This window comes from Roseofilum reptotaenium CS-1145, from assembly GCF_028330985.1.
GTDB classification, from domain to species: domain Bacteria; phylum Cyanobacteriota; class Cyanobacteriia; order Cyanobacteriales; family Desertifilaceae; genus Roseofilum; species Roseofilum reptotaenium.
Genome location: NZ_JAQMUE010000085.1, coordinates 1 through 12,813 on the forward strand (window position 1 = coordinate 1; position 12,813 = coordinate 12,813).

9 protein-coding genes and 1 pseudogene are annotated in these 12,813 nt (G+C 43.5%); 6 read left to right on the forward strand and 4 right to left on the reverse strand.

Annotated elements, in window-relative coordinates:
• Window positions 1-237 precede the first annotated feature (237 nt).
• From PN466_RS18930 to PN466_RS18950, 5 genes and pseudogenes are all read left to right on the forward strand, one after another.
• A complete protein-coding gene (locus tag PN466_RS18930) occupies window positions 238-3,021 on the forward strand; it encodes a PAS domain S-box protein (protein WP_271942415.1) in 2,784 nt (927 codons plus the stop codon).
• A gap of 78 nt (window positions 3,022-3,099) precedes the next feature.
• On the forward strand, window positions 3,100-3,474 hold the full coding sequence (locus tag PN466_RS18935; protein WP_271942418.1) for an ArsR/SmtB family transcription factor: 375 nt from the start codon (window positions 3,100-3,102) through the stop codon (window positions 3,472-3,474).
• A 155-nt stretch (window positions 3,475-3,629) separates the two neighbouring features.
• A complete protein-coding gene (locus PN466_RS18940) occupies window positions 3,630-4,670 on the forward strand; it encodes a permease (RefSeq protein ID WP_271942421.1) in 1,041 nt (346 codons plus the stop codon).
• Window positions 4,671-4,914: 244 nt separating this feature from the next.
• A pseudogene (locus PN466_RS26470) lies at window positions 4,915-5,109 on the forward strand (DNA repair helicase XPB); the annotation flags it as partial.
• A 24-nt stretch (window positions 5,110-5,133) separates the two neighbouring features.
• A complete protein-coding gene (locus PN466_RS18950; RefSeq protein ID WP_271942424.1) occupies window positions 5,134-5,973 on the forward strand; it encodes a class I SAM-dependent methyltransferase in 840 nt (279 codons plus the stop codon).
• A 164-nt stretch (window positions 5,974-6,137) separates the two neighbouring features.
• Here PN466_RS18950 and PN466_RS18955 read toward each other — a convergent pair whose 3' ends face one another.
• On the reverse strand, window positions 6,138-7,484 hold the full coding sequence (locus tag PN466_RS18955) for a sensor histidine kinase (RefSeq protein ID WP_271942427.1): 1,347 nt from the start codon (window positions 7,482-7,484) through the stop codon (window positions 6,138-6,140).
• 244 nt (window positions 7,485-7,728) lie between these two features.
• Here PN466_RS18955 and PN466_RS18960 point away from each other — a divergent pair, with 244 nt between their 5' ends.
• On the forward strand, window positions 7,729-9,486 hold the full coding sequence (locus PN466_RS18960; protein WP_271942428.1) for a hypothetical protein: 1,758 nt from the start codon (window positions 7,729-7,731) through the stop codon (window positions 9,484-9,486).
• Window positions 9,487-9,537: 51 nt separating this feature from the next.
• On the opposite strand, the gene nagA is transcribed toward PN466_RS18960, so the two are convergent.
• The 3 genes from nagA to PN466_RS18975 all read right to left on the reverse strand — a co-directional run bounded on the left by nagA (window position 9,538) and on the right by PN466_RS18975 (window position 12,776).
• Window positions 9,538-10,671 (reverse strand): N-acetylglucosamine-6-phosphate deacetylase, encoded by a 1,134-nt coding sequence (nagA, locus tag PN466_RS18965; protein ID WP_271942431.1) that lies wholly within the window; start codon window positions 10,669-10,671, stop codon window positions 9,538-9,540.
• A gap of 105 nt (window positions 10,672-10,776) precedes the next feature.
• Window positions 10,777-11,517, reverse strand: a complete 741-nt coding sequence (locus PN466_RS18970) for a PEP-CTERM sorting domain-containing protein (protein ID WP_271942434.1) — start codon at window positions 11,515-11,517, stop codon at window positions 10,777-10,779.
• 260 nt (window positions 11,518-11,777) lie between these two features.
• Window positions 11,778-12,776: an ROK family protein gene (locus PN466_RS18975; protein WP_271942437.1), complete on the reverse strand. Its 999-nt coding sequence runs from the start codon at window positions 12,774-12,776 to the stop codon at window positions 11,778-11,780.
• Between the last annotated feature and the right edge of the window lie 37 nt (window positions 12,777-12,813).

Sequence of the window (12,813 nt, forward strand, 5' to 3'; positions counted from 1 at the left end):
CCCCCCCCCCCCCCCCCCCCTACAGCGTAGCAAACATTTAAGGATGTGATATAAGGATGCTCTCTTCTGGAGGAGTATAGCTTGAAGCCTTAAACTCAAAGCAATACAAGCTATTCCCTATTCCCTAGCGCGAAGCGCTATATCAGGATAGAATGCCGATTCTAGCCTATCCAAAACTGGCGTTACCGATTACCCATTACCAGCGTGTAGAATGATCTAAAGCAAAAAAAATATACTATGACTCAATTCATCTCTTTGATTCAATCTAAAAAAGCATACCGATTACTGATCATTTTTTTTATCTTGATCGCCCCTATCACTGCCGTTGCTGGTTTTATCTATACTCAAGAGATCAACCAAGCGAAAACCCTATTACAAATCCAAGTAACCAACAGTCTTGAAGGACAAACGGATCAAATTTCCAGAGAATTTCAGTTAATTGTATCTGATTTAAAATTTTTAGCTGAACTGAATGAACTGCGAAATTATCTAGTTGAACCTACGGTTGAGCAACGGAAGGCTCTATCTGATGAATTATTTCACTTTTCTGTCCATAAACACCTCTACGATCAAATTCGGTTTTTAGATCAAACTGGACTCGAAATTGTTCGGGTTAATTTTAATAAAGGTCAGCCCTCGGTTGTGCCAGTGGAGAAACTACAAAATAAAGTAAATCGCTATTACTTTCAAGATACCTGGGTACTTTCAGCGGGAGAAATTTTTGTGTCTCCCTTTGATTTGAACATGGAACAAGGCAAGATTGAACAACCCTTAAAGCCGATGATTCGATTTGGGATGCCTGTATTCGATGAACAGAGGCAGAAACGAGGCGTGATGTTGATGAATTATCTAGGCAATAAATTATTAACTGAGCTAAAAAAGAAAGCGCTTCATGCTCCAGGCAATCTAATGTTATTAAATGCAGAAGGATTTTGGTTCACCGGAGTTTCAGAATTGCAGTTATGGGGGTTTATGTATAGCGATCGCCCCACTGAACTCCCGCAAACGTTCGCGAAGCAGTTTCCCCAGGAATGGCAACGCATTAGTCAGGAACATAAAGGTCAATTTTATACTAAAAATGGCTTGTTTACGTTTGTCACTATCTATCCCTTAGGTGAGGGACAGAAATCTAGTACAGGCGCTCCAGATGCCTTTACTGCCAGTGATTTAGAGATCGGTGCATCCGAGTATTATTGGAAAGTGGTGTCCTATGTATCCCCGGAGGAGATCCAGGAAATTCTACTTCCCATTCGCAAAAAAATTACTCTACCGTTTCTCGGATTAACGGCGATCGTTTTAATTCTTTCGATAGGGTTAACAGATGCTAAAACTAAACACCGAGATGCAGAAATAAAAATTGAGCAACAAAATCGTTTTTTGAATAATGTTATCAACTCTCTGGCTGATGCTTTTTATGTGATTGATGTAGCCACTTATAAAATCATTACTGCCAATACTGCTGCTCAAAAATTGGGCAAAATCAAGAACACTCAGTGCTATTCTTTGACTCATAAGCGAAATAGTATTTGTGGGGATAATATCGAGGATTTTCATCCCTGCCCGTTAGAAATTTTGCGAAAAACAAAACAGCCTACAGTGGTAGAACATACTCATTTTGATGCCCAAGGAAATCCAATGATTGTAGAAGTCCATGCCTATCCTATTTTGGACGATCGCGGAAACTTGGTACAAATGATTGAGTATAGTTTAGATATTACACCTCGCCGAAAAGCGGAAGAGCAAGTGCGTCAACTTTCGCAAGCTGTAGAACAAAGTGCCAATGGTATTATTATTACGGATTTAAAAGGGAAAATTGAATATGTTAATTCCCAGTTTACTCAAATGACCGGGTATAGTTTACAAGAAGTAAAAGGAAAAACGCCACGAATTTTGAATTCTGGAGCGCAAAGCAAGGCATATTATAAAGAATTATGGAAGACGATTAAATCAGGAAATGAATGGCGAGGGGAGTTTCATAACCGACGCAAAGATGGTTCTCTATATTGGGCACATGCGACCATTTCTCCTATGTTCAATGCCGATCGGAAAATGACTCATTTTTTAGGGATTCAAGAAAACATAACTGCTCGTAAGAAAGCGGAATCTGATTTGCGAGAATCCGAATATCAACTAAGACGTAAAACAGAAGAACTCGAAAAAACGTTGGCAGAATTACGCCAGACTCAATCTCAACTTATCCAAACTGAGAAGATGTCTAGTTTAGGACAGTTAGTGGCAGGAATTGCCCATGAAGTTAATAATCCGATTAGTTTTATCTATGGGAATTTAGGCTATGCAGAAACTTATATACAAGATTTAATGGGTCTGATTGAGGCTTATCAGGAAAGCTATCCTCATCCTCAACCACAAGTAGCGGAAACGATAGAAGAGATTGATTTTGAATTTTTAATGGAAGATCTACCGAAAATTTTAGAGTCCATGAAGCAGGGAGCGAATCGTATTGATTCTATTGTTTCTTCTTTGCGGATTTTTTCTCATATGGATCAGGTGGGGATTAAAGCGGTGGATATTCATCAGGGATTGGAGAGTAGTTTAACGTTACTACAATCTAGATTACAAGGGGATCAACATCGTCCAGAGATTCAAATTAAAAAAGAGTATGCTGACTTACCCTTGGTGGAATGTTATCCCGATCAGTTAAATCAGGTGTTTATGAATTTAATGATGAATGCCATAGATGCTATTGAAGAGCGCGATCGCACTCTATCCCTAGATGACGTTCAATCCTATACTGGTCAAATCAGCATAATAACGCAACTTGTCGAAGCTGGCTTGGTGAAAATCAGCATTACTGATAATGGGATTGGGATTAAAGAGTCCATAAAATCTCGATTATTTGATCCATTTTTTACGACCAAGGATGTGGGGCAAGGGACAGGCTTAGGACTCTCTATTGCCTATCAAATTATTACTGAGCAACATCTAGGAACCCTTGAGTATTCTTCTACGGAATGGGAAGGTACAGAATGGGCGATCGCCTTACCCGTGAAGATGAACTAAGGTTTCTTCTTCGGCCATTCCCTGGATATTGAACAGAATACCACTTGACATCCCTTCAGTTTCGATTATTATAGAAATATGGAATCGACTAAAATCACTGACCTATCTCTTGACGACATTTCAAGGGTCTTTGCTGCTCTAGGACAATCTTCACGTTTAAAAATTGTCCGCTTACTGCTGTCCGCTAATCCAAAGGGGTTACCGGCTGGAGAGATTCAGAAGGAACTGGGGATTTCTGCGCCCACCTTGTCCCACCATCTGGACAAGTTACGACAGGTGGGTATTGTGACCGCAGAAAAAGAGCGTCAGTGGATCTGGTACAGTGTTCGATCCCAAACTCTCAAATCTCTGATTGACTTCCTCTTTGAGGAGTGTTGCACGCGCAATCAAGTCATTTCATTGGATGAAATGAACGTTGCACCAACTCGTGAATCAGAAGATGCAGAGGCTTGAGAGCAAGGGGTGATATGAACTCCCTAGAAGTTTGCTACAGATGATTGACCCTCCACACACGGGGATTGAGCTGTAGCATCGTTTTTGGCATTTCATATAAAAATTTTTGTTTTCTTATTTCGATGTTTGCCTAAATATCAAAGGAATTAAGTCTCATGGCAACTAATGTACTGACAAGATTGAATCGTAGCGTTCTGAAACTCGATCGGGTGGTATTGGCGATCGCCCTCATCCTTTTCCTGCTCGCCCTCATCGAACGCTCCCAAGTCTCTGATACCCTAGCCTTCACACTCAACAGTCTTTCGAGTGTCGCCCCTTTTTTATTCCTATCCATTGGAATTGCCGCGTATACCCAAGCAAGCGGTGCAGATAACCTGATCTCCAGAGCCTTTCAAGGTCGAATCTCAGTAATGGTGGTTGTCGCTTCTGTATTTGGAGCCTTTTCACCTTTTTGTTCCTGTGGCGTTATCCCCCTCATTGCCGCCTTACTCACCATGGGTGTACCTGTCGCTGCGGTGATGGCATTCTGGCTTTCATCTCCCTTGATGGACCCGTCTATGTTTGTGCTGACGGTGGGGACACTAGGTCTACAGTTTGCGATCGCCAAAACAGTCGCAACCATTGGTATCGGATTATTAGGTGGTTTTGGCACATTAGCCCTGATCCGTTCCGGTATTGCCGTCAGATCCTTTACCCAACCCCTACGTGAAGGAGTGGGCAATGGAGGCTGTGGGGGCAGTCGAGTCCGCAAACCCAAGCCCATCGTCTGGAAATTCTGGCAGCAAGTCGAGCGACGACAAAAATTTTGGCACAGTGCCGGTAAAAACGCCTGGTTCTTAGGAAAATGGCTTGCTTTAGCCTTCATGATTGAGAGCCTGATGCTCGTTTACATTCCCAATGCTTGGATTGAGACCCTAGTTGGCGATGCCAGTTTTCTCTCGATTGTCGGCGCTGCACTCGTAGGCATTCCACTCTATCTCAATGGTTTTGCTGCCTTGCCCCTGATTGGCGGACTCATTCAACAGGGGATGGCACCAGGAGCTGGCATGGCCTTTCTGTTAGCTGGTGGTGCAACCAGCATCCCCGCAATGATTGCTGTGTTCGCCCTCGCCCGTCGTCCCGTCTTTTTGGCCTATCTGAGCTTTGCCTTTATTGGCTCTGTCATAGCTGGCCTAATGTATGCTGTCATCTTTTAGGGCAGTGGTATAGCATTTCTTAATGAGTCAGGACTTACCCATTAACTCTATCGGTAGGTGTTGTTCCAAGCTTTAACGCACCAATCCTCTATGGAGTCGTTGTGTAAGTCCTAATCTCATCCCAAATTGCTTTGGGATTAGTGGTTGAAACCTATATGAAAAGATATCTGACAAAATATTTCAACAATTCTTAATTATTAATTAATGAATATCCATCCTTTTTCTTGTCCCTAACTTAGGTTACGATATTCAGGTTTCTGGTAAATATGGTTCTCGACAGGAGGAAGCCCAGCGCTTAGGGCGAATTTTACGTCCTAAATCAGATAGGAGAACAGCGAGATTTTACACTTTGGTTTCCTTAAGGACTTGTGAAGAAGATTTTGCCCGTCACCAACAGTTATTTTTAACCGAGCAAGGTTACGGTTATGAGATTAACTAAGAGTGGAATAAATATGGAGTGAAAATGTTTGACGAATTAGAAAAAATTAACGAACGTCCCGAACCATTCCAATTTTACACCGCAAGCGATCTCTGGACTGATGAACATACATCAAAGCACATGCTCTCCTTTCATCTTAATCCAGCCATTGATGTTTCTTCGAGAAAAGTTGAATTCATAAATCGATCGGTGGAATGGATCCTATCTGAATTCAACATCGGCAGTGAAACTTATTTAGCTGATTTTGGCTGTGGTCCTGGACTGTATGCAAGCCGTTTGGCGAAACGCGACGCATCTGTAACCGGCATCGATTTCTCGAAGAGATCCATCGAGTACGCAAAGGAAATTGCAGCCCGCGAACAATTAAATATCAGCTATGTAAATCAGAACTACCTGGATTTTGACACAGAAGAACGATTCGACCTCGTGCTGATGATTATGTGTGATTTCTGCGCCCTTAGTCCAACACAAAGAAAAAAAATACTAGACCTATTCCATAAGATTTTAAAACCGAGCGGTTCAGTCCTACTTGATGTTTATTCCCTGGCTGCATTTGAACAAAGGGAAGAAACGGCAACATATGAGGTGAACCAACTCAACAGTTTCTGGTCACCTCACAAGTATTACGGCTTTCTAAATACCTTCAAATACAATCAAGAGAAGGTAGTGCTGGACAAGTACACAATTATTGAGTCAGAGCGAACCAGATATGTGTACAACTGGTTGCAATATTTTACGCCTGAAGAGCTTGAGCCTGAGTTGGTTAATGCTGGTTTTGCAATTAAAGAGATCTATTCCGACGTTGCGGGAACCCCTTACGATCGACAATCGAGAGAATTTGCCGTCATTGCCAATAGAGTGTAGAAGTGTAGATCTCCACAGAACAATGCCATACCGGGTGTATCTCATATTTAGATCGGATCTATTTTTAAGGGTGGGCAGGAGGATAAGCGGCATCATTCAAATTACACAACCCTATCCTGCACACCCTAACCGATACTTTAATTGATTACCCAGATTTGATATCATTAATTGATCGGAATATCTGCCTCAACTTGACACCCTTTCCCTGACGCACTCTTGATTTCAAAACGTCCACCGATCGCCTGAATTCGGTCTTGCATTCCTCGCAACCCAAACCCTGTAGAATTGAGATTCCGCTCAAATCCTTGTCCATTATCCTGCAAACGCAAGCACACCATTCCACTCGCTTCCATCAGATACACTTGTACCCGCGTTGCCTCACTATGACGCGCCACATTCGTCAGAGCCTCCTGCACCACCCGATACAGCGCTGTCGAGCATTTTTGGGATAACGCTGACTTCACCTTAAACTTGCATTCAATGCGAATTCCCGTCGTCTGCTTCACCTCTTGCAATAACTCCATCAGAGCAGCTTCAAACGTCTTCCCCTTCAACGGATCGGTTCGCAGAGCAGACACCGAATGGCGCACATCCTTAAGTGCTTCTTTCCCTAACCGTTGTGCTTCCTTTAAATACCCCTGAGCCTTAGGGGGATCTTCAGCTAAAAACACCGCTGAATTCTCCAACTGGATACTCTGAGCGGTTAAATAATGGCCAACAGAATCATGAATCTCACGAGCAATACGATTTCTCTCTTGCAATGCCGCTTGATTTTCCACCAACAGGGCATATTGGCGTAGTTCCCGATGAGCTTCTTTTAAATCTTGTCGGCTTTTTTTTTCACTCAGTAGCGCTCCTACTAACAACAGAACCAACACTAATACCCATCCAAATAAAAGAGCTGAATTAACGGTTAAGTGGAGAATAAAGCCTTGGGATCTGGGAGACAAAAACTGCATCAAATCGGCAGGTTGCTCCACCTTACGGGACAAATACTGAAAAAATCCCACCCGTTTTAGAATCGTTCCCATCAACATCCCCAAAAACGAAACATAAGCTACCAGTGCCACCATCACCCGTCCGCGCCAGGGAAACATTAAACAGCCTCGAATGACAACTACCAGCAAGAGAGCGGAAAAAAACGTTGCCCCTCGCCCCCCAAAGGCAATTGCCAAGCAACTCAAACCAAACCCTAAAGTTGTATACAGTACCTGATAAATCCATGGGTGATGGACTTGAGGTAAGCGCAAACCCATTAATCCCAAACTACCAATACTGGCGAGAATTCCGGGAATAAACCGGCTGGGATTTCCTGGGCGACTCGGTGGCATGGGGGGATGCGGGGGAGGTATTTCCAAACCCTGGGGACGTGGAGGCGGTGAAAAATGAATAGCATCGGGAGAGGGGGCAAAGGTTGCTAATACTGCAATTGCCAGCAAAATCCATTCTAAGTAAAGCAAAAGATAAAATGGATGATTAGAATAAGATTTCCATCCAGAAAAACGTCCCATGGCTTCCCCCTGTCCTCATCTTGCACAAATCTGTGAATCTATACCCGATCTTACGGGAACTTTTTCACAGAATCGAGGATCTTAGGTCTGCACTTATGTGAAAGGGATATAGTGCTTTAGGACTAGATTAGATTGGTACTAGAGAGTCGGTTGATTTAGGCGATTGGATCGAAGTGGATGAGCGATCGCAATTTCTAGGATTGATTTATCCGATACAGGTTTAGACAATCCGGAGAATTCGATCGTGACGACTACTTTACCAACACCTCAAAGCAAAAATACTCAACCCGTTCAAACCGTTAAGTATGTCTCCAATTTACCCCATGGGGTAATTCCTTATGCGTTGGCGGCTAGTGTACTGAGTTTAAGTGCGATCGCCGGATTTGTCTATCTCCGTTATGGTCATTTTAACTTAACTCAAATTCCTCTCCAGACTGAATCCGTTCAAGACTCTGACCTCGTTGGCGAAAATATTAGTTTTTATCGTGCCCCAAATTCTCTCTATAATATCGAATTTGAAATCAGCCAAAACGGACAAGCTACTCCTATTCTCTTAAACAATGTCGATCTGCGGTTAATGATTCCCCAAATCCCTGCCTCCATTCGTGGGAATCAAGCCTTAACTCAATGGTTTCTCACGGAACGGGAATTTAATCGACAACGGGTTATTTTCTCTGCTGGCTCCCCAGAAATTTATCTACCCGACGGATTCATGGGTTACTCCAGTGAAGAAATCTCTATTGCCGTCACCAATAATTGCTTAGGTGCAGGCTATTGGGAATTAGCCGTTTTTGCCGAAACCCCAGAAGGAAACAACAAAATTTATCAAGGCTATTTTGATTTTCCCAAAGGAGCATACTCTCGCCTAGTCAGCGAACTCAATGGCGTTTCCTATTGGGATCATGCCCCATCCATGGAACCTTGGTCTGGATTTAATTTCTATAGTGGAATGCCCTTTGATTTAGATGCCATACGCACGGCGAAACGTCGCTATCTGGTTGATGCCCAAGATTTGAGGCATGAAAATATTCTAGCCACCAATGAACAAGTCAGCAAGGCAAAACTGATGGTGGTTAATCAACCCCTAGAAACTCTTGAAACTTGGGAAGACTTGCAGCAAGCCAATCCGAAGTTTCAAAGTTTTGTTCCTCCAGGAATTTATAATCCGGATAAACTCTGGAAAACCGATTATAGTCAGATTGCCCATTTACAGAGTGCTACAGCTACAACGATTGAATCCCCTTTAGCCAATGAAGAATTATTAGAATTGGAATTAATTCTCAAGAGCCAATCCGGGAAACTTCGTAAATTTATCGTCAGTGGAGTAGATTGGCATCAAATTCCCCAAGTTTCCACGGATCAGTACGATCTCGGAATCTATATTCCTATTGGTTTTGCTCCCCCATTTACCGATAACTACGAGCAGTTGAAACAAAATCCACCCCACAAGAGTCCTTTATTTAGTGTCATGCTAGATGGATACAATCTAGCCATGAATTATCGCAAGGATATCGGCATTAATGGCTTAGTGATGCATCGAGATATCCAGAATCCCCATAAACTGCATTTTTATTTTATGTCTTATGAGCGGATTACTTTGGTGAGTCACTATGTTTTGGATTTAACTAAATGGGTGCTAATGGAACATCCAGAACCAGAAGCCATGAGTGCGGTAAAAACATTTGACTATACTCCATCTATGGCTCTCTCTCAAGTGGATTTAAATCAAAAAGTATATACCCAACTGGATCAAGCTTGGCAAACCAATCCCCAATTTAAACAACGGCTAACTTATCGCATTTTTGTGGATTCTCAAGGCGTAATTATCGGTTATGTTCCCAGTTCCAATGAAGCTCAAGATTGGGTGGACAATACCCCATTGTCGGATATGAGTCGAGCTTCTGAATTTAACGATCGCGGGATTGATTCTTTCCGAGTCGTTTTTACCCCAAGGGGAGGAATAGAGGTCAGTCCTTGGTGGGGATGGGATTCCCAACAGTAAGCCATATGTTGTCGGGAGCCAGAAACCCGGTTTCTTCAAGAAATTGGGTTTCTAATCTATCCTCTCCCAAGTCAATTGCTGCTCTTCCTCATCCCAAGACCAACGCAACAAATCAGCCGATTGCCCCGCAGAAAATCCAGACAGTCCCAATGCTTTCCTAGGGGTTTCTGTCGCCAACTCAATAGCTTCACCTAACTCACAAACACCCCAGCGCACTAAATTTTCTACTCCCGAAAATAACGATAATGTCGTGCCCGACAACGTACCATCGAGTAACCGTGCAGTTCCCTGTTTGACTTCAATTTGTCGATTATCCCAGGGATAAATCCCATCCGGCAAACCTAGAGGTGATAGAGCATCACTAACCAGGAAAATGTTTTTAGAATTCGCCCGCAATACAATATCAATCATCGTCGGACACACATGAATTCCATCAGCAATTAACCCACAATACACCTGAGAATTCACTAACGCAGCACCCAATAAACCGGGGTCTCGATGGTGTAAACTAGGCATGGCATTAAACGCATGAGTTACCATAGTTGCGCCCTGTGCAAAGGCCAATTTCGCTTGCTTTAGGGTAGCTTGGGAGTGACCGAGACTGACTGTAATTCCCAAGGAGGTTAAGTAGGAAATCACTTCACCCGTGGGATCGAGTTCTGGCGCAAGGGTGATGACTTTTACAACTTCTGCATAGTCTCCCAATACCTGTTTCATGTTTTCTAGAGTTAAGGGAAGCAGATATTCCCAAGGATGAGCGCCCCGTTTTTCTTGGTTTAAGCATGGTCCTTCTAAATGAACACCCAAGGGTTTAGCCGCATTTTTAGGGGGTGAAAATTGGGAGAAAACCTTTAAGGATCGGTGGATATTTTCAATGGATGTCGTAACTAGAGTTGGCAAGAAATAGCTAACGCCTTGTTGCCATAAAAATTGACAAATTTGATTGAGTTTTGTCTCATCTGCGTGGGTAATTTCGGGAAAGGCTAATCCCAATGCGCCATTGATCTGTAAGTCGATTCCGGCCAAGGAGATCCAGTCGCCTTGCACATCTAGAATGGGTTGGTCGGAACTCTGTTGGTCTTGGGTGGGTAAGATGGCTTGAATCTTTCCTTCTTTAATGACTATATTCTGTTTATCTTGGTATCCGGGAAGGTGGGCGTTAATAATATTTAGATTAGGATTCATTGCTCAGAGGGTTATAGCCACTTGTAGACAATTGTAGGGGCGAACGCCCGTTCGCCCCTACAGATTTGGTCAAAACACCCCCAGCGATTTGCTATAGATCGCTATCTAATTAGCCTTCAACGCTTTTCGTCTCAGGAGAAGTCCAAAGCCGAAGGCTAGACTGGTTCCTAAAATAGAGAAGGGTTCGGGAACAGATTGGGACGTTATGGGTGTGCCAGTTACTGAAAAGTTATCAATGGTGAAGACTGTACCATCAAAAGAGCCTCCTGCTGTTCCAGGTTGAGTATCAAATTCAATGGAATGAATCAATTCCCCACCGGTCATACTGGTATCAATGAAGAAAGGAGTAGGGTTTGTAAATCCCGATCTAAAGGGAGTTTGTCCAATTAAATCCCCTGCTTGATTGAAGGCAAATAGTGCTTTTACAGTGCGATCGTCATCGGTATCATCAAGTTGGACAGAAGTCACTCCTTGGTTAAACTGGGCGACAATACCACTGCTATGGTAATTATGATTCCAAACAAAACTATTGAATGCTCCCAAAACGAGATCGCTACTACCAACTTTTCGATTGCCATAATTTAGATTGGTAATATGTACGCCGTTAGCGTCTCCTCCAACAGAACCGAATGAATTATCATCGGTAAAGGTTACTTCAAAACCCTGTAAGCCTTTGAAAACTAGATCTCCTTGTGCGTTCCCGAAACTGTCAACGCCACTATTAAAATCTAGATCGATGAGAGTTGCCGCAGATGCCGATGGGATGGTTAAATAACAGGCTACTCCAGCCATGGTAGCAACTGTATGGAGTAACAGGGGTAATGGGTTTTGGGGTTTGAGAGTCATCACTTTTATGTCTCCTTTGTTTCATTAAGTGAATGGAATTAGGAGGACATGAATACTATCCCTCCTATAAATTACTCAGATTTTGAGGGGCGATTTTATGCGAAATTCGGAAAACTGTAATAAAAGTTAACAAAAAACTGATATTAATTTAGGACTTACGCAACGAATCCATAGATAGAGGGTTGGTGCGTTACGCTGTCGCTAACGCACCCTACGAGGATCATCTATTTCCCATTCCCTAGCGCTTCGCGCTATACCCATTACCAGTGGGTAGCGCTGTATTGGGCTGCACCGTAGGCTGCGCTGTCGGGGAGGGTATCAATTGACCATTCGACTCTCGTCTTTTTCAAGTGGGGGAAAGAATGGTCAATTTCATGGCGAATCCAACCAATAGCATCCTGTTTAAATCGTTCATAAGATTGATCGGATGCATTTTTCCGTCTTTCCTGCGCTCCACCGGAGATCACAATCAGGTCGCATCCGACCGTATTGATGACGCTTCTGACCGCTCTTCCCAGATTAGTAAAATATTCATGCCAGATGTCCGTAACATCTTGGAGGGGATTCTCGTCTTGACCGAGTTCGCGGAGTATTTTGGCCACTTCCATGGGGTCACCTTGCAGTGCTTTGGGGACATTGCCTTTGGCTTGTCGATGTTTGACCATGTTTCTGAGACCGAGTAGGGAGGCTCTGGTTTCGGCACATCCTGTCGCACCACATCCACAAAGGTCGGCGTTGTCGCTGGTATCTGTGAGAATATGGCCGAATTCTGCGCCGACTCCAGGACCAGAAAAGATTTTACTGTTGATGATTAAGGCTCCTCCTAATCCGGTTCCGGTAATAAACTGAGCCATGGAGGAAGAGGCTTGATTTTGGGCTTCTCTCACGGTGTATTCTCGGTAGGCGGCAGCATCACCATCGTTGAGCAGGAGTGCAGGTAAGCTGAAGCTATCGGAGATTTTCTGTTGGACGTTAACGCCTTGCCAGGAGCGATCGATATTGGTGGGATAAACGCATAGTCCTGAGGGGTCGATGGGGGCGGGACAAGATGCGCCGATCGCCTTAATATCTTTTGGATTAATGTCATTGATTTTGAAGATCTCTTGGGCGGCGGTTTTTATCACGTTTACGGTAGCATCCGGGCCTTCGGAAGCGCGACTGGGGTTGTCTAGGCGATCGCCAATTACCCCGTTTTCCGAATCCCATAATCCCAGTTTTACCGTACTGGCTCCGATATCGATGCCCAAATAAATGCTCATTTTGACCTCCGTTAAGCGGTATATTGCATCGTATCAA

Bases quoted from the DNA above. Each gene is read 5' to 3' on its own strand.
- PN466_RS18930 (WP_271942415.1), top strand. From the start codon at position 238: ATGACTCAATTCATCTCTTTGATTCAATCTAAAAAAGCATACCGATTA.
- PN466_RS18935 (WP_271942418.1), top strand. From the start codon at position 3,100: ATGGAATCGACTAAAATCACTGACCTATCTCTTGACGACATTTCAAGG.
- PN466_RS18940 (WP_271942421.1), top strand. From the start codon at position 3,630: ATGGCAACTAATGTACTGACAAGATTGAATCGTAGCGTTCTGAAACTC.
- PN466_RS18950 (WP_271942424.1), top strand. From the start codon at position 5,134: ATGTTTGACGAATTAGAAAAAATTAACGAACGTCCCGAACCATTCCAA.
- PN466_RS18955 (WP_271942427.1), bottom strand. From the start codon at position 7,484: ATGGGACGTTTTTCTGGATGGAAATCTTATTCTAATCATCCATTTTAT.
- nagA (WP_271942431.1), bottom strand. From the start codon at position 10,671: ATGAATCCTAATCTAAATATTATTAACGCCCACCTTCCCGGATACCAA.
- PN466_RS18970 (WP_271942434.1), bottom strand. From the start codon at position 11,517: ATGACTCTCAAACCCCAAAACCCATTACCCCTGTTACTCCATACAGTT.
- PN466_RS18975 (WP_271942437.1), bottom strand. From the start codon at position 12,776: ATGAGCATTTATTTGGGCATCGATATCGGAGCCAGTACGGTAAAACTG.